Below are 23,324 nucleotides of genomic sequence, written 5' to 3' on the forward strand. Positions count from 1 at the left end.
CAGTTGGGATTGCTTCACCTGGCTGGCGGTGAAGGGGTTTGCGGACCACATGCTGCCGCTGAGGACGAAGTCGTCGAACGAACCTTGGGTTTCGATCCAGGGCAGCGCGGCGACCTTCTTGCCAGCGGGCGATTCGACAACGACCGCCGGAGAGTAAACCATTTGTCCGGATTCAAGCAACGCGGCTGCGGAGACGACGCGGAGGCCCTCAGGCTCGGGAAAGAGCGGGACGTCGCGGGTGAAGACACCGGTCGCGGGAAGCGGGAAATCAAGGTTCGGATCGGTGCCATCATGGCAGAGGATGAGCGAAACGGTCACCGGCTTGCCCTCGTGCTGGATCGACCGCGTGAGGCGGCCGGAACGGAGATCGGCGAGCGTGGTCTCGATGGCGGCATCCGCGTTTCCTGCGGGGATGAGGCGGATGGCCGCGTCGCGGGGAGCGTCGATCCGGATGAGTCGGGTGCCTTTGCCACCATACCATGCGTTGTGGGCCGCGAAGGATGAAAAACGCCCCGGAGCGGGGCCGGCCTCCGTGACGCCGATCTCGGGCCACGCGGCGGGCGTGTAGAAATCGATGACGCGACCGCCGGCGATTGAAAGCTCCAGGGGGATGTTGGCTGAGGTTTGCAGACGGATGAAGAGGTTGCGAAGGAGGCCGGGAGAGGGCTTTTCGGCGTCGCGAAAGACGCCGAGGCTGCGGGTGCCGTCCTGCAGATGCAGCCTGCGGATGGGCGAACCGGCCTTGGCGTCCACGGTCACCCGCGCGATGGAGTCTGACGATACCGCAAGACCGAGCGAACCATCCGGGGAGACCTTGGAGAGGTTGATGGCGTAGCCATTCGGGAACCTGACGAGATTCGCGCTGAGGCGCACCGGAGGGAGAAGCAGGTTGTCATGAAGCACCCTCCATTCGTCCGTGTCGGCGGCACGAACCGAAACGGTGACTCTGGGCTGGACGGCATCAAACTTCCCGATGGCGCTTCCGCTCTCCCAGTTCATCTCGGTGAGGGTCCGTCCATCGGCCGGGCAGGCGGCGGTTTCGCTTTCGAGGTGGATGGGATCGCCACCGCCGACGGGAGTGAGCACCACCTTCACGCGAAGGACGAGTCCTTGTCCGGCGGCGGGCAGGCCGAGCACCTGGAAGTTCAGACGGTCGCCGAAGATGCACTCCACGGGATACGCGACGATGGCCTGTGGCGCGGCGAACGGGCTCTTGCCCGTGGCGGTGTGTTCGCGGAGGTATTTGATGATGGTGTTGTATCCCCAGACGTTGCGGCTCGAGGGGACGAGCTGGGTTTCGTTGCAGTCGTTCCACGTGACGAAGCTGATCTGGCGGTAACCGAGCTTTGTCCAAGTATCGAAGGAGTCGAGCACCGTGCGCACCCCATTGAAGGGCACCCGGATGGCCTGGGACGGACGGTTCGAGCTGTCATAGCCGGCCCCCAGGGAGGGCACGAAGAAAAAGCCGGGCGCGTCCTGGCGGAGCCGCTTGTCAATGGCTGCGGCCACCGGCGTGCGCGCGTCCATTTCAAAGGTAGTGGCGGCTTCAAATCCCATCTTCAACCATTGGAGAGGGCCCGGCTCGAAGGGTTTCGACCAGACGCGCCGCCCCAGCGCCGGGAGGTCGAGGATCGTGGCCTCGGTGATGGTGGGAGCGAGCAGGGTGTTCACGTTGCGGGCCTTGAGGCCTTCGTTGAAAGCACGCACGGCATCGGGATTCTTTTCCCACTTGCCGGAGTAGTAGGTGAAATGAACGGGACGACCCTCGTGCTGGAAGACATGCGGGTTTCCTTTGAACCTCTCCGTGAACTTCGCGACGGTGTCGGCGGCTTTGACAGGGTCATCGCCGAAGCCGTCCCACTGCGGTGCCACATAAAACATCTGGCCGGTTTCCTCCCGGATCAACCTAGCGGCCTCGAACATCTTGGAATCGGGGAAAGCCATCATCTGGAAGCCATCCAGACCGCTATCGAGCGCCATGCGGATGTGTTCCTTGAACTCCTCGAGCGTGGAGGTGGACTGGGAGCTGAAGGGCCACGCCTCGTTGTTACCTTCAAAGTGGGCGTGGATGTTGCCGTTCGGAATGACGGGCATCATGTGGCCCCAGAAGACGACCCGATCATCGGCGTGGAGCGCGGCTAGTGATGCGAGCAGCAGGGTGGATAGGAGCGGGAGGAACGGTTTCATTGTAAACTTCAGCAGGTTCAGGTTTCGTGGTTGATCTCTTGTCTCATCACTTATTGCGCGACGTGGGTGCTCGCTTGAGTTCGATAATCCGGCACCGCGTCACGGATGAGGATGGACGCATCCACGCCATCCACGAAGTGCCCGGCAAAGACCTCGGACTTGGGCAACGAGGACAGCTTCTCGCTTTCCCCTGGCTTGCGGGCCATTGACGCCTTCAGCATCACGAACGCGGTCCCAGCCGGCAGCAGCAGCCGCGTGGAGGCTGCCTGCCAGGTGGCCGGATCGCGATCCACATCACACTTGCCGATGCATTGGGCCAGCGCGTTCTTTTCGATGTCCCACTCCGTTGTGCCAGGAAGCTCTTTGTCAGCATCGAGCGCATAAATCATGACTAGCCCTTGGTAGTGCTCCGCCGCTGGAAAAGGCACCGCATTGAAATGGGCTGACAAGGTCATCACGACATCAGCGCTTTTTGATTGGCCCAGATACGGCCGCACGTCGATTACTCGCATCAAATCACCCTGCTGGCTCCGCCCTTGCTCTGTTCGGCCTTCGTAATCAGAGCGCAGCAGCCGGGCCATCTTCCAGCCGTCTTCAGGTTTCACACCCTCAGACTCCAGCACGATCTCCGAGTAATCCCCGCTCCACACGTTTGGCTCCGACGGCACTCCCGTGACCAGTGGCGCAGGCCCGCTCTCAAAGCTCTCCTGCAGCAGGGTGATCACTTTCCCCAACGAAGGCGCAACATAAGCGAACGCCACCGAAGTGCAGAACATGCCAAACACAATGCCAGCCGCCGCAGCAGTGAGCGGACGCCACGAGAGCCAGCGAACAGCGGGTTTGTTTTCAGTCAGCGGGGCTGCCCACAGCAGATCGATCACCCGGTCTCGTGATCCTGCCTGTGCTTCCAGTGCCACGTCCAGATTCATGTAGTGCAGGTAGAGCCTCCGCAGGTCCGTATCGGTCTTCAGGCGGTTTTGCAGGACGGCAGCTTCATCGTCCGTGAGCAGTCCGGCCATGTGGCGCTGGATGAGATCGTGTGAGTTGGGATTCATGGGTGTTCCTCCTTGGCGATTGTGCGCTCCACACACTCCAGTAGGGCCTGCCGGATGCGGTGGAGCAGTTTGTAGAGTGCCATGGGCGTCTGCCCACGGTGGGTGGCCAGCTCATCCATGCGGGTGCCTTTCGTGTAGGCGGTGAGCACCAGCTCACGTTGCGCGGCGGGCAGCTTGTCCAGGCAGTGCTCCAAGGCCTCGCGATGCCCGTCGTGCACCGGCACCAGGGCGACCGCATCGTCGGCGAGCTGGTTCACCAAGGCATCATCAAACACATGCCGGTCTCGCGCCTGACTGCGCAGGTGTCGCAGGGCGACATTCTTGGCCACGCCAAAAGCCCAGCCCTGGAAATCAGCCGCCGCATCGAACTTCTCCCACAGCACGAGTATGACATCCTGCATCACCTCCGAAGCCATCTGCCGCGTGGGCACCAACGACCGCACGAATGTGTGCAATGCCATCTCGCTCTCCGCATAGTGGCGGAGAAACTGGGCATGACGCTCGTGTTCGGATGGCTGGGACATGATTGCTTACAACCTAGTCGTCGCCAGTCGCCGCCTCATTTGCCGAAAAAAGTTTTCAGAAGGTGAAAATGCCCGGCTGATGCCACCCTCACGAGCCAGGGTGGACGTTGCTCAAACCCATCGCTTCCCGGAGTTCCTGCAAGCGGCTCGGCAGCCGGTCCGGGATATTTGGGCTGTGTTTTGACTCCAAGATCACGCTGATGCGGCCAGCGGCGCGAGCAGCAGGGCTAAGAGGTGTCGAAAGGAGGATTTCATGGTTGAATCAAATGGAATGGGGCTGAACGCGCGGCGTCGATCTCAGCGCAGCACGATTCGCGGGGTGATCCACGTCGCCCAGTCGCCTGCGGGGTCGGTGAGGGGATCGACGATGAAGATGACGTTGGGACGTTGCGCGGCCAGCGCGGAAACTCCGGCGAGTGTCAGGGCAGCGATGACTGCTGTGAGTAAGTGGCGTATGGGTCTCATCGGTTCGTTCTGGGTTAGGTTGTCGTGAGCGCGGCATCACTGGCCCGAAGCAGGAACGCGGCCCACGGGGCGGCGGTTTTTGCCCTTCTGGTTGGTGGCGGAGTCACCCATGTCCTCGCGCATCCTCTCCGCTAGAGCACGCAGACGTTGCGCGACTTCAGGTTGTTGTCCGATCACGTCTTTCGTCTCGCCAACGTCCGCCGCGAGATCGTAGAGCGCCTCGGGCAGAAGTGCCTCCTTCGCGGCTCCCTGCTTCCGCTCATACGGGGTGTCGTCCATGGCAGTGCGCGGGAAGACGAGCTTCCAGTTCGCGCTGCGGACCGCCTCTAGTTTCTCCCCGTTGTAGTAGAAGAACGCGTCGTGAGGACTCGGCGCACCGGGCTTGGTCATCAGCGGGAGAATGTCCTTTCCATCGATGATCCGGTCCTGCGGAGGCTGCGCTCCGGCGATACCGGCCACGGTGGGCAGGACGTCCATCGCAGAGGCGATCTCGCGGCAGACGAGGCCGGCGGGGATCCGGCCCGGCCAACGCATCAGGCAAGGAACACGCACGCCTCCCTCCCGCGTGGTCGCCTTCGCCGCCCGCAGGGGGAAGGCCTGGCCGCGCTTGTCGTAGGGTCCGCGCGTGTCCGGCCCATTGTCCGAGGTGAAGAACACGAGTGTCCGGTCTGCGAGCCCGGTTTCGTCCAGGGCCTTCAGGACCTCGCCCACGCCCCAGTCCATGCATTCGACGACGTCCCCATACAAGCCCCGCGCCGATTTGCCCCGGAAGCCGTCGGAGACGTGCAACGGGATGTGCGGTGCGCTGTAGGCGAGATAAAGGAAGAACGGCTGGTCGCGTTTCGCCCGCACGAACTTCACCGCCTCTTCCGTGAACTGCTCGGTGAGTGTCTTCTGGTCGGGGTGCGGCTCGATGACCGTCTCGTCGCGGTGGAGGACAAAGGGTTTCATGTCGTTGGGGAACATCATCCCGTAAAACGCGTCGAAGCCATGCTGGCGCGGGGAGAATGGGGCCAGGTGCCCGAGGTGCCACTTCCCAACGCAGGCGGTGGCGTAGCCGCGTTTCTTCAAAATCTCAGCCAGGGTGACCTCGTCGGGGTTCAGCCCCTCCAGGTGCGCTTCGCTGAGCACGACGCCGCCATTGCGTCCGAAGCTGGACATGCCCACCCGCACCGGGTAACAGCCAGTCATGAGTGCTGCGCGGGACGGGGTGCAAACGGGGGCGGGAGAGTAGAAATCGGTGAACCGGGCGCCCTCGGCGGCGAGCCGGTCGAGGTTCGGTGTCCGGATCTTCTCGAAGCCCGGGCGGCTGTCCGGCATCCAGTAGCACCCGACGTCGTCGTAGCCGAGGTCATCGGTGAGGATGACGAGAATGTTCGGTTTGGATGGCACAGGACAGGCCGCGTGCAGCGTGACGAGCGACGCGAGCAGCAGGGCGAAGAGGTAGAAGAAGCGCCGGGATTTCATGGTGAAAGTAGAACGCCCCTCCATTCGGGAATACATGGCCTAGGTCTGCCAAAAGTTGTCATCATCCTGCCATGCCACCCGAGTCCATCCAGAGAGGCTTTTTCGCCAGAATGACCGATCCACAGGCATTCCGGCTCATGTTTGATCAGCAGCCCAACGCCTTCTTCTTTGTGAAGAATCGCGAGAGCCGCCTCATCGCTGCCAGCATGCCGATGGATCCGCGGCTGATGCCGCTCTCACGAGCCAGCCGATACTTGCTCAGTCCGCACCGTTCCCGCAACTCCTGCAAGCGCCCAGACGGCCGCTCGCGGATACGCTCGGCGTTGTCGTGGGCTTCGTGGTTGTCCGATAACGAAGGCATCTTTAAAACGCACTATTTGCCAGGCATCTGCTTTCGCGTTTCATGGTCGGCTTCACACCTCGCTGAGATTGTCCCGCACCACGGTCTTGCCCTTCGCATTATTGACGACGGCGAAGGCTGAGCGTGAGGTGTTGTCGCTGATGTTGGCGTAGGCGACTCCGGCTTCGAGCACGACGTGATCACGAGCGGCGTGGCCGTCGAGAAACTCGCAACCGCGCACTTGCAGTCGGCCTGCTCTGGCGTGGATGAGCGGGCGGGGCGTGTTGCGCGGGTCGATGCAGTGGATGTGGCAGTCGGTGAAGCTAACTTTGCCGCCGCCTTCGATGCGGGCGAGGCCGATGCCATTCGCCGCATGCATGCTGCCGAACAAACCACAGGCGCTGAAGGTGAGCGGGGCGTTGTTGGTCGCCTCGACGATGATGTCGCCATAGATTTGCGAGTTCACAAAACGGGTGCCGCTGTGGCCCTGCATCTCCACCACATGCACGGCGCGATTGCAGCCGTCCGCGCCTCCGCCGATGATCTGCGCATTGCCGCCGCCCTGATACGCTGCCGCGGCGCTGGTGCAGGCGATGAACTGGAAGCCGGTCTCGTAGTCGATGCAAAAGCAGTTCGTCAGATGCTGCCAGTCCGAGCGGCCGATGATAAAGGCTTTGCCTTCCTTTCGGCGAAACTCCGCCGCTGCACCCGTCGCGCCCCAGAAGGGCCAGAAGTGGACGTTTTCCACGCGACCCACATCAATGCAGTGATCAATGAACAGCCCGCGATACAGCGGCGCGGCATTGAGGTTGCGGATGAAATGCCGCCCCGTGTGACGTCCGCCGAAGTCCACCGCTTGATACGGATTCACGAGCAGCACATCGACGATGGAGCAGTTGTCCGCGCCCGTGAGCAACGAGCTGATGGTCCAAGGATACGCGATGGGCGGATTCGTGTCCGTTTGCTCAGGATAAAACACCGCGATGCCTTTCAGCGTCGCGTTGTAGTCGAGCTGGATGAACGGCGCACCACCCGCATCGCCCTTGCCACTGAAAGCGAGCAACACCGAGCCATTCGGCGCACCTTTGCCCAGCGACTCCGCCGTCCACGGAATCGTCGGCGGCGCTGTGAAGATGCCTTCCAGTGTGACGTTGCGTTTGATGATGAGCGTGCCGTTGAGGCGATACGTTCCCGCTGGCACAAACACACTTCCGCCGCCACTCGCCGCCGCTGCGTCAATCGCCGCCTGAAACGCCGCTGTGTCGTCGGTCTTGCCATCGCCCTTCGCGCCGAAGCTACGGACATTGAGTGAATCGGTGCGCGCCGCCGAACTTTCAGCGGCGTGTGCAGATGAAGCCAATGATGCGCCGAGCATGGCGAGTCCGGCGGTGGTGAATGCCTCGCGGCGGGTGGTGGTGTTCATGGTTTATCGGTAGTGGATGAATTCCTGCGTGTTGAAAATCGAGTGAGCGAGTTGGGTCCATGCGGCTTCGTCGTGCAGGAGGTCGGGGGTGGTGGCGAACTCGCGGGCGGCGGCGGTCCATTGCTGCAACTCACTCGCCTGTGGAGCGCGGGCGAAGGCTGCGATGAACATGGCACTGACGCTTCGCTCGGGTGTCACGCCAAAATCTCCCTCACCACATGACTCTCTTCCACGCCCGTGAGGCGGAAGTCGAGGCCGGCGTGACGGTAGGTGAGCTTCTCGTGATCAAAGCCCATGAGATGAAGGATGGTGGCGTGAAAATCGCGGACATGGACGGGGTTCTCGACGGCGCGGAGGCCGATCTCGTCGCTGTTGCCGTGGACGATGCCGCGCTTCACGCCTGCACCGGCGAGCCAGGAACTGAAGGCCCACGGGTGATGCTCGCGGCCCGGGGCCTCGGCGGTGTTGTTGAAAGGCGTTCGACCGAACTCGGTGGTCCACACCACGAGCGTGTCCTCGAACATGCCGCGTTGCTTCAGATCGCGCAGCAGCGCGGCGATGGGTTGATCGACATTCTTTGCGAGCGGCGCGTGCGTCATCATGTCACCATGCGCGTCCCAGTTGCCGGAGGAGCCGGTGTCGATCAGTTCGACGAAACGCACACCGCGCTCGACGAGTCGCCGCGAGGCGAGGCACTGCCAGCCGAAGCCGGTGGTCTGGCCGCGCTGGAGGCCATAGCTGGTGAGCGTGGCATCCGACTCCTGTTTGAAATCAAACGCATCGGGCACGGCCATCTGCATGCCGAACGCGGTCTCGAAGGTCTGCATGCGCGCGGTGAGCATCGGATCGCCGGCACGCGTGGCGAGATGCTCCTCGTTCATCTGGCGCAACGCGGCGAGTTCGAGCTGCTGGCGATTCGTGGAAATACGTGGCGCGACGTTGGCGATGGGTTCGGCCCCGGGCACGACGAGCGTGCCCTGATACGCGCCGGGCAGGAAGTCGCTGGCGAAGACCTGCGTGCCCGCGTAGGTCTGCTGTGGCGCGATGACAACAAAGCCGGGCAGATTGCGGTTCAACGTGCCGAGGCCGTAGGTCACCCACGAGCCCATGCTGGGCCGCGATTGCGCAAACGAGCCCGTGTGCATGCCCAGCGTGGCGTTGTAATGATTCGAGTGCGAGGTGTGCATCGAGCGGATCAGAGCGATGTCGTCCACACACGTCGCCATGTGCGGAAACAGCGTGCTCACCTCCATTCCGCACTGACCATGCTTTGCGAACTCCCACTGCGGTCGCTTCAAATAGATGTGCTCAAAGCCCGGACGCCCCTTGATCTCGGGATGGTCGGCCTTGATCTCCTTGCCGTGGCCTTTCACTAGCTCTGGCTTCGGATCAAAACTGTCCACATGCGACACACCGCCCGTCATGAAGAGAAAGATGACGTTCTTCGCCTTCGCCGGGAAATGCGGCATTTTCGGCGCGAGCGGGTCGGCGCTCTCCGCGAGCAACTGATTGATGATGCCGGGAAACAGCAGGGAACCGGCGGTGGTGGAGAGAAAATGACGGCGTGAAGTGTTCATATCAGTCGATGTGCAGGAACTCATTGCTGGCCATGAGCACGCGCACTTGTGCGGTCCATTTGTCGGCGGGTTCGGCGGGGTAGCTGGCGAGGAAGGACTTCGTGCGCTGCGTTTCGGCGGCGTTGGGCTGGCGCTGGAAGAGGATGCGCCAGACTTCGGTGATGCGGTTGTCGTCGTTGGGCAGTGCGATGAGCTTTTTCGACAAAGCATCGGCCTGGGCGTGGAAGAAGGGATCGTTAATGAAGTAGAGTGCCTGCGTGGGCACAGTGCTGGTCTGGCGGGCGGCGGTGGTTGCGTTGGGGTCCGCGCCATCAAAGAGTGAGAGGAACGGGTGCCGACGCTGACGCTGCACCATGAGGTAGGCGCTGCGTTTGTTCGTTTCATAGACAGCGTTGAAAGGGCCGTGCTGGGTGAACGCCCACGTCGCCTCGGCGGGAAAGGGGTGCGCCTCGGCGGCTGTGGGATCCAATTGGCAGGAGGCGGTGAGCAAGCTGTCGCGCATCTCTTCGGCGGTGAGGCGGCGGCGCGGGAAGTGCGCGAGCAGGCGATTGTCGGGATCAGCGGCGGAGGGCGCGGCGCTGGCGCGTTGATACGCCGTGCTGCTCAGGATGAGGCGGTGCATGGCCTTCACGCTGAAGCCGCTCTCGACAAACTTCGCCGCGAGCCAGTCGAGCAGCTCGGGATGCGTGGGCTTTTCGCCACGAGCGCCAAAGTCGTTTGAGGATCGCACGAGGCCCTTGCCGAAATGCCATTCCCAGATGCGGTTCACCATCACGCGAGCCGCGAGCGGCGATTTCACGATCCACTCGCCGAGTTCCTTGCGCCCGCTGCCGGCATCCGCGGGCACTTGATCACCACCGAGGATGGAGAGCCATCGACGCGGCACTTCAGCGCCGAGTTTTTCAGGATCGCCGCGCTGTTGGAGACGGGTGTTTTGCGGCGCTGCGTCCACCACGGCATACGCGACGGGGATTACCGGCATGGGCGGCTCGGGTTCCGCAGTCGGCTTCACGTTCGCGCCGAGCTGCGCCAGCGCGGGTCCATACTCCGGCACAGCGATGTGCTTGAGTTCAAAGGCCACGCCATCACCGCCGACCGGGTGCGCATCGGCCACGCGACCGCTGAGGGTGATCTCTCCATCGAGTGGGCTGATCCACGCCACGGCCACGGGCCGATTGTTGTCTGGATGCACAAAGAACGACTTTGCTGGGTATGTAGCGGTCCAAGCCGTAATCGGCTGATCCGCCGAATTCACAAACACCATTGGCAGAGATTCGAGGTTCCACCCATTCAACGCGTGGTTCCCTTCAAAGCTCTGGTGTTGCCGGGTGAGAAACACTGGCGCAGCCGTCGTCTCCAGAAAGCACCAAGCCGCGCCATCGTGTGAGGGATGTGGATTGCCGCTCAAGAGGTTCGGCACCAGCTCCGCGACACTCCACAAACGCTTCGCGCCTTCGACCTCCGTGATGAGCCACTCGACGAGCGTGCTGTCTGCGCCGTGGCTGCCATTGGGTAAGACGGCGAGCTGCACGACCTCGCCTTTCCGCACACGCATCCGCGCCTCAAACGGCACGCTACCTCCCTCAGGGGCGGTTGACTGGGCGATTTTTTTCTTCGCCGCATCGAGCTTGGCAGTCTTTTCCTTCCAGACATTCATCTGCGCATCGGCCTCTGCCTGCGGAATGAGCGGCACCATGTCACGTGGCTGCCCCTTGGGCTCGCAGCCGGGAAACGCAAAACGCGTGCTGCTGAAGATGCCGTAAAGCGCGTAGTAGTCCTCGGCTGTGATCGGATCATATTTGTGATCGTGGCAGCGGGCACAGCCGGTGGTGAGGCCGAGGAAATTTTTCCCCAGTGTGTCGATCACGTCCTCCTGCGTGAGGTGCATGTCCTTCTCGATGTCGTGACCAAACCGCCGCGCGATGGCCAGATAACCCGTGGCGACGATGCCCTCCGCGCGCTGCTTCGTGTCCGTCTTGTCATAAAGAAGGTCACCCGCGAGTTGCGCACGCACGAAGTCATCGTGTCCCACACGCACATCGTCCAAGGCCATGCCAACAAGCAAATCGCCGCCGCCTTGGACATGAGCGAAGGCCTCACTAAACTCCACGTTAGCGAAATCCTCCGCAAGCTAGGAGCGCAGGACCGCACCCGCGCCGCCACTCTCGCCCTTGAGCGCGGTATCGTGAAACTGAGCGAAGCATGAGAGTCCGCATTCACGTAATGGATGCGAATAGCAATAGCCCCTACCTGCTCCTCGCTCCTTTGCAGTGACTTGATCGTTCTTAGCGACACATCAGCAAATGTGGTATTCAGATCACACTGTCCAAAAATGAATCATGAAACGTCGCGGTTGGTTGGCTGGGTAGCGGCTGGTATTGATAATGTATTTTATCACTACTATATTCCGCTCAAGGTGAGGTGGTTGGAATGGTTAATGGTTCTTCAGGGTTGGTCGTCGAAACGAACGAGCGTTTGCTGACGGCATCAGAGTTTCAAAATTTGGCGAACGTGCCGCCAGAAGTCGAGTGGTTCGCGAACATCGAAAACGCGAACACGCGGCGAGCATACAAGAACGACGTTCAGGAGTTCATGCGGTTCGCAGGCATTCACCAAGCGGAAGAATTTCGCCTGGTGAAACGGTCGCATCTCATTGCATGGCGCAAACAGCTTGAGACACGAACATTGGAAGCGTCCACGGTGCGCCGCAAACTTTCTGCCGTGGCTTCATTGTTTGATTACCTGTGCGAGTGCAATGCCGTTCCTTTCAATCCGGCTGATGGAGTGAAACGTCCCAATCAAGGCGCGAACGAAGGCAAATCTCCTGCGTTGGGGGATGCTGAGGCGAAAGCCCTGCTTGAAGCACCCGCACCTGACACTCTCAAAGGGCTTCGTGATCGCGCCATTCTCTCCATTCTGCTTTTTCATGGTTTGCGTCGCGCAGAACTGTGCTCGCTCGCAGTCGGTGATTTGCAATCGAGGCGCGGTGTGATGCACTTCCGCGTTCACGGCAAAGGTGGCAAAATTCGCTTCCTGCCAGTGCATCCTCACAGCTTGCAGCGTATCAGCGAATACCTGGAACATGCGGGACATGGAGACAAACCTGGCAACGCCCTCTTTCGTCCACTCAAGAACTCATCCGGCAGTCTCGATGAAGCTCTGACGGGACACGGAGTTTACAAGGATGTGGTGAGAAAGTATGCGCGTGTATTCGTGCGGCTGTCGCATGATCGAGGCGGGTTTGAGTTGAGGACAAACCGAAGCACTTACATTTTCGATCATGTCCGACCTCATCCTCTATCAGTTCAGCCGGGATCGTGTGGAAGCTGGTGATGCCAGGGATTTTCTGTCTAGGTTCGGCATTAGCAGTCTGCCGACAGGTAAGAAGCTGGAAGCCATGATGAACAGCGTGGCCTTGATGATCGACGGCTATAATCACGACCCCAGAGAGATCTACGCCATCCCGGAAGTCAGAGCGTTCTACAAGCAGCTTTGGGAGGTCTGGCCCTACTGGCTGTATTTCTGTAATCTGGACACCGAGAACCTAATGATGATGGTGATGTGCTGTCTCGAATCCCTGGACGCATTGAAGGTGAAAGGTCAGAGCCAGGTCAAAGTCAGTATCAGTCCCTTGGAGGTGGTTCGGTTCATTAGCGGCGGCTTTGTGCCGATGAATGAGATGTGTGAGCGTGCCGACATGAGTGAGCGCCAGATCTTTGACCGCACCAAGGCTGTGTTTCAGTATTTCAACCTGCCTTTTGATGTGCCGACACCAAGATGAGGGCCTTGCGCTGCAGGGGCATTGGCCGGCGAAGCACTTCCCAGGCCTTTAGATTTTGGATTGCCCCCATAAGCGCAGAAACGAGACCCTGCTCGGTCTCATCACGGACATCACGCTTGCCATTTCTCCTGCTCGGATACTTCAAAGATCCAAGATCAGCCTTGTCAGTGGCAATTCATCGCATCGCCCTTCTCAACGCCTCGTGTGTATGCTGACGCGCTGACTGTCAGCAGAAATCGAGGTTCAAGCCGCCGCCTCCAATTGACCGATGCCATTTTCGATCACCCGACCAGCCATTTTGAGCCCTGCGATAGCCTGATCTCGGTCACGAACACTCAGATGGTGAAAACTGCGCTGCAATTCACGAGGTGTTAGAGGACCGTTGCCACGCAACTTGATCAAAATGTTCTCCGCAAGGTCAACCTTGTCAGTGCTGTCAGTAGCGAGTCCAGGGCTGTCAGTGTCACCCATCTCAAGATGGGCTCGCACGAGACCGTAATGCTCCTGGCACAGCCATCGGGTCAATCGCACCGCCTTTAGCATGGCGTTTCGCTTCAGGTCGGGTTGCGGTGAATTGGAGCCAGCGCTGGCGTGGTTGTCCATCGAACTGGACACGACAACGAGGATATAGAGACGTAGAACAAGATCTGGGAGCCATCGCAAATGATCCTGCATGGCTGCTGGAGTTCGGGCAAGTGCCGCCGAAAACTGGGAATGGAATTCCTCGGCAATGATTCGCGAAGGATTGTCCAATTCAAGAATCTTGGGCTCCCCGGTATTACTCCTGAAACGATACGAGTACGCGTCCTCCAAGCACTTGGTCCAACCAGTAAACGACTTTGCCGTGACATCAGGCAGCCGCTTGGCGGTCCCGCTCTGGCGAAACAATAGGATCGGGACGGAGCGGTTCATGGCGGACGTGCGACGAGCAAGAATGGCCCTGGTCACTGATTCGGGGTATGTTTGCCAAAGCACATGCACCACGCCTGGAATATCTCCTCCTTTGCCCGTGATGGAGATCGGCTTACCCTGCCGACTAAGCGAAAGCGTCTCGGCCAGTTTATGCTGTTTACCGGGAGTCAGGTGAGACCACTCCTTCATGGGATCACTGGCACCATTCACCAGCACGACGCATTGATCCCCTGAATCCACGATGGCGCGCATAATCGCCTCTGGATCTACGCTGGTGGAAAGGGTCCGTCGGCGCAGCATGTTCGCCATGGCCACTGGCAATTGATCCTCAAGTGCTTCAAATTGTGGATCAATCCCGCTGCGTTGTCGGCGTTGGTGGGTGACCTGCTTCAATGAATGGATGATCTCCGCCTTTTCCTGGGTGGATCTTGGGCCCTGAAGCTTTGTGGCGGCGTCTTGCCACCCTCTTCCAAGTGTGGCCAGCCAATCACCCGTCGAAATGCTGTCCTGGACGACGGCAAGATTGAAGCATGCTGGGATCTGGGTGGCTCCGTCGTCGAGCAGGCATGACCGCCCAAGGCTGGCAGCCAAATGAGCCAACCCTACCACGGTGATGACATCTGCACTGAGTCCCATTAGTGTCTGCCCTTCAGCCGCCAGTGAGGCTAGAGCGCGCGGCACACAGTCACCGACTCCCTCGGGGGTTTCCGCGCTTCCGAAAATGAATGCAGGCAGCATGGTAGTGGACTTGTGAAGACGTCAAAGGAGAGCTGGGCTCATGACTGTCCGATGACCATGTAACGGTTTTCTTCATCCTCCCTCAGGCGTCCTTCCTTCTTGAGTTCCTGTAGAACGGGTCTGAAGAAATCGGCCTTCCGGTTGTTGCTGCTACGCTGAAGGCCACGCAATTTGCACGGGCCTTTACGGGTCAGAATGCCCATCACGATTGACTTATCCTGCTGGAGTTTCTTGCTGGCTTGCTCGTCCCGGGCTCGCTGGATAAGTCGGACCTGCATTCGGGCTGCATGTTCGGCGGTCTTGAACGCTGCCTGCATGCGCCATGGTTTATCATTGCCTTCAAAGTGCAGGAACACCCACAATAAACGGGCGGGCAGGTCGTGGAATTGCTCCACGAAGGCATGGTCGCGAGAGGTGATTCCCTCAAGCATGCCCAAATAAGCATCTTGGCGAGCCACGAAACCAGATATTGCTTGGTCTGGGATTCTTCGAAGGTCTTGTTGCCTGACATTTCCGAAACAACGGCAATCCAACAGGTCATGCACGAGGGTCTGATAAGCCTTGTAGGCAGCCGGGCCGGCTCCGGTTAGCAGCTTGGATTTGTTCGAGCTGGACGGTTCCCACACAAGGCAGTGTGTGAGAACGTCGAGCCAACTGGATTTGTCTTGGTCCAGGACTTGGCCCAGTCGGTCCGATGTGGTACTGGCCCACAGATGCAATCTAACCATCTCAAAGGTGCCATAGCCTTGATCTCGATGGATGGGCGCAAACTGCTGATCTCTCCCGCCAAGCAGTGATGCCAGTTCAGCAGCCAGCTTGTCATCCTTGGTAGTGAGGTCTGCATTCGGGCTGAACAAGCCACCGGTGGGATTTTGCACCAGAGCCTGTCGGTGCAGACTCTCCTTCAGGATGACCTCCATTTGCGCAAGATTGATGCCCTTGAAATAAAAGGACGGAAGGTGTGATGCTCCCGGAGCGCTGGGGTCAGGACTGGAGGTGACGGGATAACTGTAGGGGTCGGATAAATCACACACATCGAGGCTTCTTGGTGGCAAGCCGCTCTGCTTTAGCATGGCTGTTTGATATTCAGTGCATTGAGCGCCCTGACCGTTGAGGTCTTGGAGCATGGGGTTGGTGATTCGCTCACCACCTTCCGGGTCATGTTCTCCAAAATACCATCGATCCACCAATTGACGCGACTGGCTGCTGGCACGCTTGCGCAGATAATCGCTGCGCGCCTGCAGGGGCTGGAAGAGATCACGCTCCGCGGCCGACCATCGGGGGGTGGAGTTGTTGAGCCTGATTAAATTCAGGTAGGGCGGGATTCGGCTCCCAAGGGGATCGACCAACCCAGCGTATGGACCGGCAATATTCGTCAGGACGCCTGCGATCCCGATGGCCGCATCGACGGGATGAACTCCCCAATAGGCCGCGAGGCTTTCAATATGGGTTCCAAATGGGACGTCATTGACATCACTGAGGTGCGGGTCAGTGAGTTTGGGGGCCATGACGTCCGGGGTGGAGCTGGGCGGGAGTACAGGTGGATTGGATGACATGATGCAAATAGCCTTACCGGTTCATATAAGTATTTGGCGTTGGGCCAAATCAGGCGCGCGTTACTTCCACGTTGTTCGAAAAGTGGAGAACAAGACTGTGATAATATCCGCGCCACAGGTACTAGCGGTCAAGTACCTCCCGGTGATTTCTTCACGGGTGTAAGAATAGGGTCCTCACCCCCCAAAAACATTTTTGTTTTTTAGCAGTGAGGAGGCTAACAGCAGCCGATGCATGAGTTGCCGGTCCAGCCCACAATGGGCAGATCATCGTTCGGACCTCCTTGCGACATGGCAACTGCACATGACTGTGTTGGTAGAGTGGTGTTAAACGGATGTGCGTGCATTAGTGGATAGGGTGGAAGAGGGCTCATCTGCTTGGTTGTCGCCTCTGTCGGTTTATTTATCCCCTGACCGTCATCACACCGTCAGCTATCTATATAGCTGCTGACGGTTTGACGGTTACCGGTGCCGACGGTCGCATTTGACGGTAATTGACGGTTGACGGTAAGTGAACGCTCGAAGCCTCAAATGCGGACATAGTCTTCTGATGTGTTTTTCTCGATTAGCCTCAGCTTGGTCCAAGTGTCGATCCTCCGCTCTGCGGTCCGCTTACTCATACTGAGACTGTCCATAATTTGCTTCAACAATACGGAATACCTGAAGCTAATCCTGCTATTGCAAAAGACCTCATCAAGATCCACGCGGTGCTTTTCGCGCTGTGCTTTGAGCTTGTCCTCTTTCGTATCGGTTGCAACGGTCACATGCATCCCCGCGCCGGTGTCATAAACAAAGCGCGCCCCATGCTCTTTTGGGATGCTCGCTCTACGGCATTGATCTGAATAGATGGTTGGGAGGGCGCACATTCGCCAGTTCCGCCACGGCTGCCAAAAGCTCGCCCACCGTGGATCCTTTGGCAGGCTTGGCACAGTCTGGTTTGTGTTTTGCAATCGCTGCCTCCCATCCGAGTGCCACCACATCGCAATAGATTCTTGCCGCCTTGCTGGCTGCTGCATTTTTGTTCGCCGTTCGGAGGGGGAACGATTCTCGTCTGCCTTGAACCTGAATCTTGCAGGAATAGGAACCGCTCCAACGTGGATCGGAAAGGAGCTTTCCGGGCTGGAGCCAATAGCGGCTATCGCTTTTTCCCACGATGCCCTTTTTTGACTCTTTGGCAGAAGTGTCCAAGTTTGGTTTCTCGGACATTTCCCGGACACTTTTCGAGTTCACCCCTGATTCTTTATGTCCGCTCTTGATTGCCTCTAAGTTGCTTGGAAGCCTTGATTTATCTTGGTTTGACGGGCTCATTGGGTAACATGCATTAACATGAGCAAACAGCCAAGGTATCAATTTGTAATCATCAGGTCGTCGGTTCAAATCCGACTCTCGGCTCCATTGACGATCAGTGAATTACATCAGGAGCGCAGGTTAAGAAAAATCTGCTTCAACTCGCCCAGTCAGCCTGTTTGTGGTTGGGTTGCCACTCAGATCAAACCCTTGCTCGGTTCCCTCCACCTTGCCACCTCAGGCCCGATCTGATTTTCCTGAGACTTGAATGTCTATCTTTGGGCACTTTGCTCCGATTACCGTGTGCAAGAGGAGGTGGTGGCAGCTTGGATGAAAATGTCCGCCGCAAAAACTGAAGCTATGCCGGGCGATAACTGAATGAAGTGCGCTCATGCCTCGCGTTTGATTCCAGCACATGAAACGCCGCAGCTTCCTCCAATCCCTGGCCGCCAGTGCTCTCGCGCCAGCTTGTGCTGCTGAACCGACGTGGAGGCTGAACTACATGCTGGCCTCCAGCATGTATGGCAATCTCCCCCTGGTGGAGATTGTCCCTGAGGTGAAGAAGACCGGCTCTACAGGTATCGAACTCTGGCCAAAGAAGCATGGAACACAACGTGAGGAACTTGATGCTCTGGGCATCGAGAAGTTTGCGACCATGCTGAAGGTGGAAGGCATCGGTTTCGGCGGGACGACGCGATACGATCTCGGCCCCTTCAAGCTCTCCGATGAAATCAAGCTGGTGAAACAACTCGGCGGGAATTTCATCATTGCCGGCGGTGCGGGTGAATGGAAGGGCGTCACACCTGAGCAGCTCAAGTCTAATGTGAAGAGCTTCGTGGAGAAGATGAAACCCCACGCCGCGCTGGCGGCTGAGAATGGCGTCACCATCGGCATCGAGAACCACGTCAACAACCTCATCGACAAGCCCGACTCTCTGCGCTGGCTGGCCGACGACATTCGGCACCTCCCAGGCATCGGCATTGCCCTGGCTCCGGCACATCTTCCGCAGGAGGCTGCCCTGCTGGCAGGGTTGATCAAGCATATCGGGCAGAAGCTCACTCTCTTTTATGCCTGGGAACGCGGTATTGGCTTCTCAAAGCCCATGCCAAAGGACCAAGAACTCCAGCAGATGCCAGGACGTGGCCCGCTGGACTACAAGCCGGTGCTTGCGGCGCTTAAACAGATCCATTTCGCAGGTCCAACCGAGATCTTCATGCACCCGACTCCTCGCGGCGTCCCCATCTTACCGACTGCCGCTGAGTCCACAGCGGAAATCATCCGAGCCAAGCAGCACCTCGACACCATCGTCGCAAGCATCTAAACATCACACCAACACTCCACCTCCTCCCCAACCCATGCCTGAAGCCAAAGTCCTCCTCATCGTCGGTGACGCCACCGAGACCGTCGATACTCTCTATCCTTTCTACCGTCTGATCGAAGGCGGCTACAAGCCCATCGTAGCCGCGCCGGAAAAGCGGAAATACCAGATGGTGCTCCATGAAGTGAAGCCCGGCTGGACCATTACCAAAGAGTGGGAAGGCTACAGCATTGATGCCGACATCGCCTTCAAAGACATCAATCCTGAGGAATACGTCGGCATCTTCTTTAGTGGTGGTCGCGCTCCCGAGTACATCCGCGAAGACGCCGACCTCCTGCGCATCACGAAGTGGTTCTGGGAAGCCAAAAAACCCTGCGCCAGCGTCTGCCACGGCGTGGAGATTCCTGCCCGTGCTGACATCGTCAAAGGTCTGCGCATGGCCACCGTAGCGAAGTGCAAATTCGACCTCGAAATCTGCGGCGGCATCTATGTGAACGAGCCCTGCGTGATCGACCAGCACATGTATTCTGGACGCACCTATCATGACAGCGGCCACTTCATTGGGCCGTGGATCAAAGCGCTCGACGCCGAGCGTGCCAAGATGGGCGTCTGAAATGACGAATGCCGAAATCCGAATGACGAAAGAAGCCAGAATTCCCAAACCCGAAGTCATGCGCACATCATTCGTCATTCGAGCTTCGTCATTCATTCGTCATTCCCTGCTCGCCATCACACTTGGTCTCGTTTCACGTTCCGATGCGCACCCGCTGCAAGCTGAGCCGATCAATCACGCCTACGTCTTCAACTTCGATCAGTTCAACCTGCCCGAAGATCCTGACGAGCATGTGATCGAAGGTGGTTACTTGCTGCTGGCTGAACTGAACTGCACAGCCTGCCATGCTGCGCCGAAGGAATGGCAGGAAAGGTTAGCTCCAAAGCAGGGGCCGATCCTCAATGGCGTTGGTTCAAGGCTGGATGCAGATCAGCTTTGGCTCTTTATCCGCAGCCCGCAGTATCGGAAAAAAGGCACGCAGATGCCCGGCATGTTCGCTGGTGAAGAAGGCGATGGCGCGAAGGTCGAGGCGCTCGTGGAGTACCTCAGCTCGCTCGAGCAGGACAAGCCAAAGATGCCTGCGGGTGATGGCGCGCATGGCAAGGAGCTGTATCACAAGATCGGCTGCGTGGCCTGTCATGAGCCTGGAACCGACTTTCGGCCAGCCAAAGTGCCAGCCGAGATGGAAGTCGAGAAGCCCGGCAATGCCTCCGTGCCAATCGCTTTTGCCGATGTGTATGATGTGAACTCGCTGGCCTACTTCCTGAAGAACCCGCTGGCCCATCGCCCCTCCGGCCGGATGCCCGACATGCGCCTCACGGATCAGGACGCCGCCGACATCGCCGCTTATCTGCACGTCGGTCGCCAGCAGGAGAAAGCCACGGAGCGTGCCGCGCTGAAGATTCCGAAACAGGGCATCGAGAAAGGCAGGCAGACCTTCCAGGCCATGGGCTGCACGAGCTGCCACCAGAGCGAAGTTCCATTGGAAGGTCGCTCCTATCCTTCGCTGGCTTCTTTGACCCCTGATAAAGGTTGCCTCTCCACCAAGCAGCCCACCGGCACGCCACGCTTCGACCTCAACGATCTCCAGAAGCGCGCCATCAAGCTCGCTCTCTCGGCCATTCAAAAAGATGTAGCGCCTCAATTTACCGCTGCGCAAAAGATCGACTGGCAGATGTCTCGCCTGAACTGTTACGCCTGCCATGATCGCGATGGCAAAGGCGGACCTGAAGACCCGCGCGCGCAGTATTTTACCAGCAACGACGCCACCGCCGAATCCCTCGGCGAACTCGCGCACATGCCGCCGAACCTCGACAACACGGGTCGCAAGCTCACTCGCGGCTGGCTGGAAAAGATCCTCTTCGGCGAAGGCGGCAGCGTGCGGCCTTACATGAACACGCGGATGCCGAACTTCGGTAAAGCGCAGACGGAGATGCTGCTCGATCTCCTGCCCGAAGCAGACAAGCGCGAGAAGCCCGTCGAGATCGATGTCAGTGGCCTGGGCAAACATCACCGAGCCGAGACAGGACGGAAGCTGATTGGCATGACGGGTCTCGCCTGTGTCGGCTGTCATGGATTGAAGGATCGTAAGTCGCTTGGCCCACCTGTGGCTAAACTCAACAGCACGGTGGAGCGACTCCAACCCGAGTATTTCAAGGAGCTTCTGCTCAACCCGCAACTCACCCAACCCGGCACGATGATGCCACCGATGTTCATGGGCCGAAAGGCGGCGGATAAGGAGGTGGAATCCATCTGGACCTACCTCAAAGAACTCGATGGCCAGCCGCTGCCCGACGGCCTGATCTCCACCGAGGACTTCGAGTTGAAGCCCGAGAAAGCTGGCAAGCCCATCGTCTTCCGCAGCTTCATCGAGGGCGCAGGCAGCCACGCCATCGGCGTCGGATTCCCGCAGGGCATCCATGCCGCCTTTGATTCCGTTCAGGTGCGCTGGGCAGTGATTTGGAAAGGCAAATTCCTTGATGCCATGAGCAACTGGCAGAGTCGCGAGATGGCCGCCATCAAGCCGCTCGGCACCGACGTGAAGGAACTCCCCGCAGCCACTGGCACACGAGAGTTCACCGGCTATCGCCTCGGCAAAGACGGCGTTCCAACAATGCTCTACACGCTCGATGGACAGTCAGTGGAAGACACGCTGCGGCCCGTGAAAAAGGGCTTCGAGCGTGTGGTGAAGATCAACGGCATGGAAACCAAGGAGGTACTGTCATGGTAAAGCTAGTTCTCAGTTCTCAGTTCTCAGTTCTCGGTTTCTGGCTCTATACTCTCTGCTCTCAGCTCTCTGCCCAGGACCAGTCCGACTACTACCGCACGGTCACTTTGGAAACCCCACCCGGCGTGAACATGGAAGCCAGTGGACTCGCCGTGCTGCCTGATGGCAAGCTGGCGGTCTCCATCCGCAAAGGTGAAGTCTGGATCATTCAGAATCCAAGCGCAGAACCGCCAACCGTCGCCAATCTCGGCTACAAGCTCTTTGCCAGCGGCATGCATGAGATCCTCGGGCTCGCCTATCACGAGGGCGATCTCTACGTCACTCAACGCAGCGAGGTCACGCGTCTTCGCGATACTGACAAAGATGGTGTCGCCGATGAATACATCGCCGCGAGCAAGGGCTGGGGTGTCTCCGGCGCTTACCATGAGTATGCCTATGGCCCGGTGTTTGATCGTGAAGGCAACATGCACAACACGCTCAACTGCTCCATGGGCAAAGTCTGGGATGGCGCGGGCGATGAGGCTAAGCATCCGCTCTGGCGCGGCTGGAGCATCATCACGAAAAAGGGCAGCACCACTGCCACCGGCTTCTCCGCAGGATTCCGCAGCCCATGCGGTATCGGCTTGAATGCCGAGGGCGACATCTTTGGCACTGATCAACAAGGCAACTGGACACCCACGAGTCCGATCATGCACATCCGACAAGGCGCATACTTCGGCCATGCCGATGCTTTGAAGGATGCCAAGCGCCCCGGCTCACCCGTGAAGCCACCGGCGAAAATTCTCGATGGCATCACCGTCGCTGAAGCAGTGACTCAGGTGCCCGGCTACTGCCTGCCTGCCGTATGGCTGCCGTATGTGAAGTTCGGCCAAAGCACCACCGGCCTGCGCTGTGATCTCACCGGCGGAAAGTTCGGCCCATTTGAGAAGCAGATGTTTGTCGGCGAGTTTGTGCTCTCCGGCGTGAATCGCGTCTTTCTGGAAAAGATCGGCGGCGAGTACCAGGGCGCGTGCTTCCCCTTCGTCAGCGGTCTGCAAAGCGCCGTGCTTACACTGAACTTCCTAACCGATGGATCGATGATCGTGGGCCAGTCAAATCGTGGCTGGAACAGTTATGGCAGTCGTCCGTATGGACTCCAACGACTCGTGCCGACGGGCAAGGTGCCGTTGGAAATCCAGAAGCTCGGAGCCATCGCAGGCGGCTTCCGTTTCACCTTCACCGAGCCAGTCAAAGCCAGCGACTGGTCACAAACGAAAGCTCAAAGCTACACCTACCTGCACACGGCAAAGTATGGCAGCCCCGAAGTCGACCCTCAGCCGCTTCAGCTTAGCGACTGGCAGCTTTCTGAAGATGCACTGAACCTCACGGTGAAGTGCGCAAACCTCCGTGCCGGATATGTTCATGAGTTCGAGTTACCCGAAGTTACGGGAAAGAGCGGCAATGCCCTCTGGCATCGCCTTTGCGCTTACACGCTGAACAAAATTCCGTGAACGATCCAGCTTACGCCAGCTCTTCGGTGTCATAGACGATGACCTTGGCGAAGAAGGGTTTGCAGGTATCGACGAAGCGCTGGTGATCTGGGCAGCCTGCCTGGTAAAACTCGTGTTCGGCCATGGTCTTAAACTTCAGGGAGAGGCTGTAATCGAAGCTGTGGTCCGTCACTGGGCGTGCTTCGGTCGCAGCAGGTTTGCCCACGGCACCACTGGCGAGATAGCTGATCTTTGGCAGTAGGCGCAGTTCACTTTCGAAGGTGGCGCGTTGTTCTGCGGTGAGGTCGGTCTTCAACCAGAAATAGACGTTGTGGATCATAGAGGGGGCGATGATGGCGGCTTTCGCGGGCCTGGCAAATGAGAACTCAACCGGCCTTTCGCGACTGGAAAACATCGCGCTTTGCATCTCGCATCCGGCAGGATTTTA

The 23,324-nt window shown here is 59.0% G+C and carries 20 protein-coding genes; 7 read left to right on the forward strand and 13 right to left on the reverse strand.

Annotation, left to right across the window (positions count from 1 at the left end; translation table 11 throughout):
- The 9 genes from AC6FTP_RS14390 to AC6FTP_RS14430 all read right to left on the reverse strand — a co-directional run.
- Window positions 1-2,187: glycoside hydrolase family 71/99 protein (locus AC6FTP_RS14390; RefSeq protein ID WP_497207613.1), on the reverse strand; the 2,187-nt coding region annotated here is incomplete at its 3' end.
- Window positions 2,188-2,237: 50 nt separating this feature from the next.
- Window positions 2,238-3,242 (reverse strand): hypothetical protein, encoded by a 1,005-nt coding sequence (locus AC6FTP_RS14395; protein WP_497207614.1) that lies wholly within the window; start codon window positions 3,240-3,242, stop codon window positions 2,238-2,240.
- Window positions 3,239-3,766: a sigma-70 family RNA polymerase sigma factor gene (locus AC6FTP_RS14400; RefSeq protein ID WP_497207615.1), complete on the reverse strand. Its 528-nt coding sequence runs from the start codon at window positions 3,764-3,766 to the stop codon at window positions 3,239-3,241. The genes AC6FTP_RS14395 and AC6FTP_RS14400 overlap by 4 nt, the downstream gene beginning before the upstream one ends.
- A 297-nt stretch (window positions 3,767-4,063) precedes the next feature.
- Window positions 4,064-4,231 (reverse strand): hypothetical protein, encoded by a 168-nt coding sequence (locus tag AC6FTP_RS14405; RefSeq protein ID WP_497207616.1) that lies wholly within the window; start codon window positions 4,229-4,231, stop codon window positions 4,064-4,066.
- Window positions 4,232-4,267: 36 nt separating this feature from the next.
- Window positions 4,268-5,734, reverse strand: a complete 1,467-nt coding sequence (locus tag AC6FTP_RS14410; protein WP_497207617.1) for a sulfatase family protein — start codon at window positions 5,732-5,734, stop codon at window positions 4,268-4,270.
- A gap of 377 nt (window positions 5,735-6,111) precedes the next feature.
- Complete coding sequence (locus tag AC6FTP_RS14415) at window positions 6,112-7,461, reverse strand: glycosyl hydrolase family 28-related protein (protein ID WP_497207618.1); 1,350 nt, start codon at window positions 7,459-7,461, stop codon at window positions 6,112-6,114.
- Between the two features lie 3 nt (window positions 7,462-7,464).
- A complete protein-coding gene (locus tag AC6FTP_RS14420) occupies window positions 7,465-7,659 on the reverse strand; it encodes a hypothetical protein (protein WP_497207619.1) in 195 nt (64 codons plus the stop codon).
- Window positions 7,656-9,038, reverse strand: coding sequence for a DUF1501 domain-containing protein (locus AC6FTP_RS14425; RefSeq protein WP_497207620.1), 1,383 nt, complete (start codon window positions 9,036-9,038; stop codon window positions 7,656-7,658). The genes AC6FTP_RS14420 and AC6FTP_RS14425 overlap by 4 nt, the downstream gene beginning before the upstream one ends.
- A gap of 1 nt (window position 9,039) precedes the next feature.
- The gene (locus AC6FTP_RS14430; protein ID WP_497207621.1) at window positions 9,040-11,091 is read right to left on the reverse strand and encodes a DUF1553 domain-containing protein; all 2,052 of its coding nucleotides are present in this window, start codon (window positions 11,089-11,091) and stop codon (window positions 9,040-9,042) included.
- On the opposite strand from AC6FTP_RS14430, the gene AC6FTP_RS14435 reads away from it, so the two are divergent.
- The 3 genes from AC6FTP_RS14435 (at window position 11,062) to AC6FTP_RS14445 (ending at window position 12,819) form a co-directional block, all read left to right on the forward strand.
- Complete coding sequence (locus AC6FTP_RS14435) at window positions 11,062-11,244, forward strand: response regulator transcription factor (RefSeq protein ID WP_497207622.1); 183 nt, start codon at window positions 11,062-11,064, stop codon at window positions 11,242-11,244. The genes AC6FTP_RS14430 and AC6FTP_RS14435 overlap by 30 nt on opposite strands.
- A 245-nt stretch (window positions 11,245-11,489) precedes the next feature.
- Window positions 11,490-12,371, forward strand: a complete 882-nt coding sequence (locus tag AC6FTP_RS14440; protein ID WP_497207623.1) for a tyrosine-type recombinase/integrase — start codon at window positions 11,490-11,492, stop codon at window positions 12,369-12,371.
- Window positions 12,319-12,819 (forward strand): hypothetical protein, encoded by a 501-nt coding sequence (locus tag AC6FTP_RS14445; RefSeq protein ID WP_497207624.1) that lies wholly within the window; start codon window positions 12,319-12,321, stop codon window positions 12,817-12,819. The genes AC6FTP_RS14440 and AC6FTP_RS14445 overlap by 53 nt, the downstream gene beginning before the upstream one ends.
- A 243-nt stretch (window positions 12,820-13,062) precedes the next feature.
- On the opposite strand, the gene AC6FTP_RS14450 is transcribed toward AC6FTP_RS14445, so the two are convergent.
- The 3 genes from AC6FTP_RS14450 to AC6FTP_RS14460 all read right to left on the reverse strand — a co-directional run bounded on the left by AC6FTP_RS14450 (window position 13,063) and on the right by AC6FTP_RS14460 (window position 17,330).
- The gene (locus tag AC6FTP_RS14450; RefSeq protein ID WP_497207625.1) at window positions 13,063-14,469 is read right to left on the reverse strand and encodes a hypothetical protein; all 1,407 of its coding nucleotides are present in this window, start codon (window positions 14,467-14,469) and stop codon (window positions 13,063-13,065) included.
- A 38-nt stretch (window positions 14,470-14,507) separates the two neighbouring features.
- Window positions 14,508-15,977, reverse strand: coding sequence for a hypothetical protein (locus tag AC6FTP_RS14455; protein WP_497207626.1), 1,470 nt, complete (start codon window positions 15,975-15,977; stop codon window positions 14,508-14,510).
- 870 nt (window positions 15,978-16,847) lie between these two features.
- Window positions 16,848-17,330: a hypothetical protein gene (locus tag AC6FTP_RS14460; protein ID WP_497207627.1), complete on the reverse strand. Its 483-nt coding sequence runs from the start codon at window positions 17,328-17,330 to the stop codon at window positions 16,848-16,850.
- Between the two features lie 394 nt (window positions 17,331-17,724).
- Between AC6FTP_RS14460 and AC6FTP_RS14465 the strand changes: the two genes are divergently transcribed.
- Genes AC6FTP_RS14465 through AC6FTP_RS14480 form a run of 4 tightly spaced genes read left to right on the forward strand, consistent with a single transcriptional unit; the run spans window position 17,725 to window position 22,897 of the window.
- The gene (locus AC6FTP_RS14465; RefSeq protein WP_497207628.1) at window positions 17,725-18,630 is read left to right on the forward strand and encodes a sugar phosphate isomerase/epimerase family protein; all 906 of its coding nucleotides are present in this window, start codon (window positions 17,725-17,727) and stop codon (window positions 18,628-18,630) included.
- A gap of 34 nt (window positions 18,631-18,664) precedes the next feature.
- On the forward strand, window positions 18,665-19,240 hold the full coding sequence (locus AC6FTP_RS14470) for a DJ-1/PfpI family protein (RefSeq protein WP_497207629.1): 576 nt from the start codon (window positions 18,665-18,667) through the stop codon (window positions 19,238-19,240).
- Between the two features lie 58 nt (window positions 19,241-19,298).
- Complete coding sequence (locus AC6FTP_RS14475) at window positions 19,299-21,410, forward strand: c-type cytochrome (protein ID WP_497207630.1); 2,112 nt, start codon at window positions 19,299-19,301, stop codon at window positions 21,408-21,410.
- Window positions 21,404-22,897, forward strand: a complete 1,494-nt coding sequence (locus tag AC6FTP_RS14480; RefSeq protein ID WP_497207631.1) for a hypothetical protein — start codon at window positions 21,404-21,406, stop codon at window positions 22,895-22,897. Before AC6FTP_RS14475 ends, AC6FTP_RS14480 begins: the two co-directional genes overlap by 7 nt.
- A gap of 10 nt (window positions 22,898-22,907) precedes the next feature.
- On the opposite strand, the gene AC6FTP_RS14485 is transcribed toward AC6FTP_RS14480, so the two are convergent.
- Complete coding sequence (locus AC6FTP_RS14485; protein WP_497207632.1) at window positions 22,908-23,216, reverse strand: Dabb family protein; 309 nt, start codon at window positions 23,214-23,216, stop codon at window positions 22,908-22,910.
- Window positions 23,217-23,324 lie beyond the last annotated feature (108 nt).

It is taken from the genome of Prosthecobacter sp., assembly GCF_044378005.1.
Classification (GTDB): Bacteria; Verrucomicrobiota; Verrucomicrobiia; order Verrucomicrobiales; family Verrucomicrobiaceae; genus Prosthecobacter.

Excerpts from the sequence above, each read along its gene's own strand:
- AC6FTP_RS14485 (WP_497207632.1), bottom strand. The coding sequence starts at position 23,216 with ATGATCCACAACGTCTATTTCTGGTTGAAGACCGACCTCACCGCAGAA.
- AC6FTP_RS14450 (WP_497207625.1), bottom strand. The coding sequence starts at position 14,469 with ATGCTGCCTGCATTCATTTTCGGAAGCGCGGAAACCCCCGAGGGAGTC.
- AC6FTP_RS14455 (WP_497207626.1), bottom strand. The coding sequence starts at position 15,977 with ATGGCCCCCAAACTCACTGACCCGCACCTCAGTGATGTCAATGACGTC.
- AC6FTP_RS14405 (WP_497207616.1), bottom strand. The coding sequence starts at position 4,231 with ATGAGACCCATACGCCACTTACTCACAGCAGTCATCGCTGCCCTGACA.
- AC6FTP_RS14465 (WP_497207628.1), top strand. The coding sequence starts at position 17,725 with ATGAAACGCCGCAGCTTCCTCCAATCCCTGGCCGCCAGTGCTCTCGCG.
- AC6FTP_RS14425 (WP_497207620.1), bottom strand. The coding sequence starts at position 9,038 with ATGAACACTTCACGCCGTCATTTTCTCTCCACCACCGCCGGTTCCCTG.
- AC6FTP_RS14460 (WP_497207627.1), bottom strand. The coding sequence starts at position 17,330 with ATGAGCCCGTCAAACCAAGATAAATCAAGGCTTCCAAGCAACTTAGAG.
- AC6FTP_RS14445 (WP_497207624.1), top strand. The coding sequence starts at position 12,319 with ATGTCCGACCTCATCCTCTATCAGTTCAGCCGGGATCGTGTGGAAGCT.
- AC6FTP_RS14475 (WP_497207630.1), top strand. The coding sequence starts at position 19,299 with ATGCGCACATCATTCGTCATTCGAGCTTCGTCATTCATTCGTCATTCC.
- AC6FTP_RS14430 (WP_497207621.1), bottom strand. The coding sequence starts at position 11,091 with ATGGCCTTGGACGATGTGCGTGTGGGACACGATGACTTCGTGCGTGCG.
- AC6FTP_RS14470 (WP_497207629.1), top strand. The coding sequence starts at position 18,665 with ATGCCTGAAGCCAAAGTCCTCCTCATCGTCGGTGACGCCACCGAGACC.
- AC6FTP_RS14410 (WP_497207617.1), bottom strand. The coding sequence starts at position 5,734 with ATGTATTCCCGAATGGAGGGGCGTTCTACTTTCACCATGAAATCCCGG.
- AC6FTP_RS14480 (WP_497207631.1), top strand. The coding sequence starts at position 21,404 with ATGGTAAAGCTAGTTCTCAGTTCTCAGTTCTCAGTTCTCGGTTTCTGG.
- AC6FTP_RS14395 (WP_497207614.1), bottom strand. The coding sequence starts at position 3,242 with ATGAATCCCAACTCACACGATCTCATCCAGCGCCACATGGCCGGACTG.
- AC6FTP_RS14415 (WP_497207618.1), bottom strand. The coding sequence starts at position 7,461 with ATGAACACCACCACCCGCCGCGAGGCATTCACCACCGCCGGACTCGCC.
- AC6FTP_RS14400 (WP_497207615.1), bottom strand. The coding sequence starts at position 3,766 with ATGTCCCAGCCATCCGAACACGAGCGTCATGCCCAGTTTCTCCGCCAC.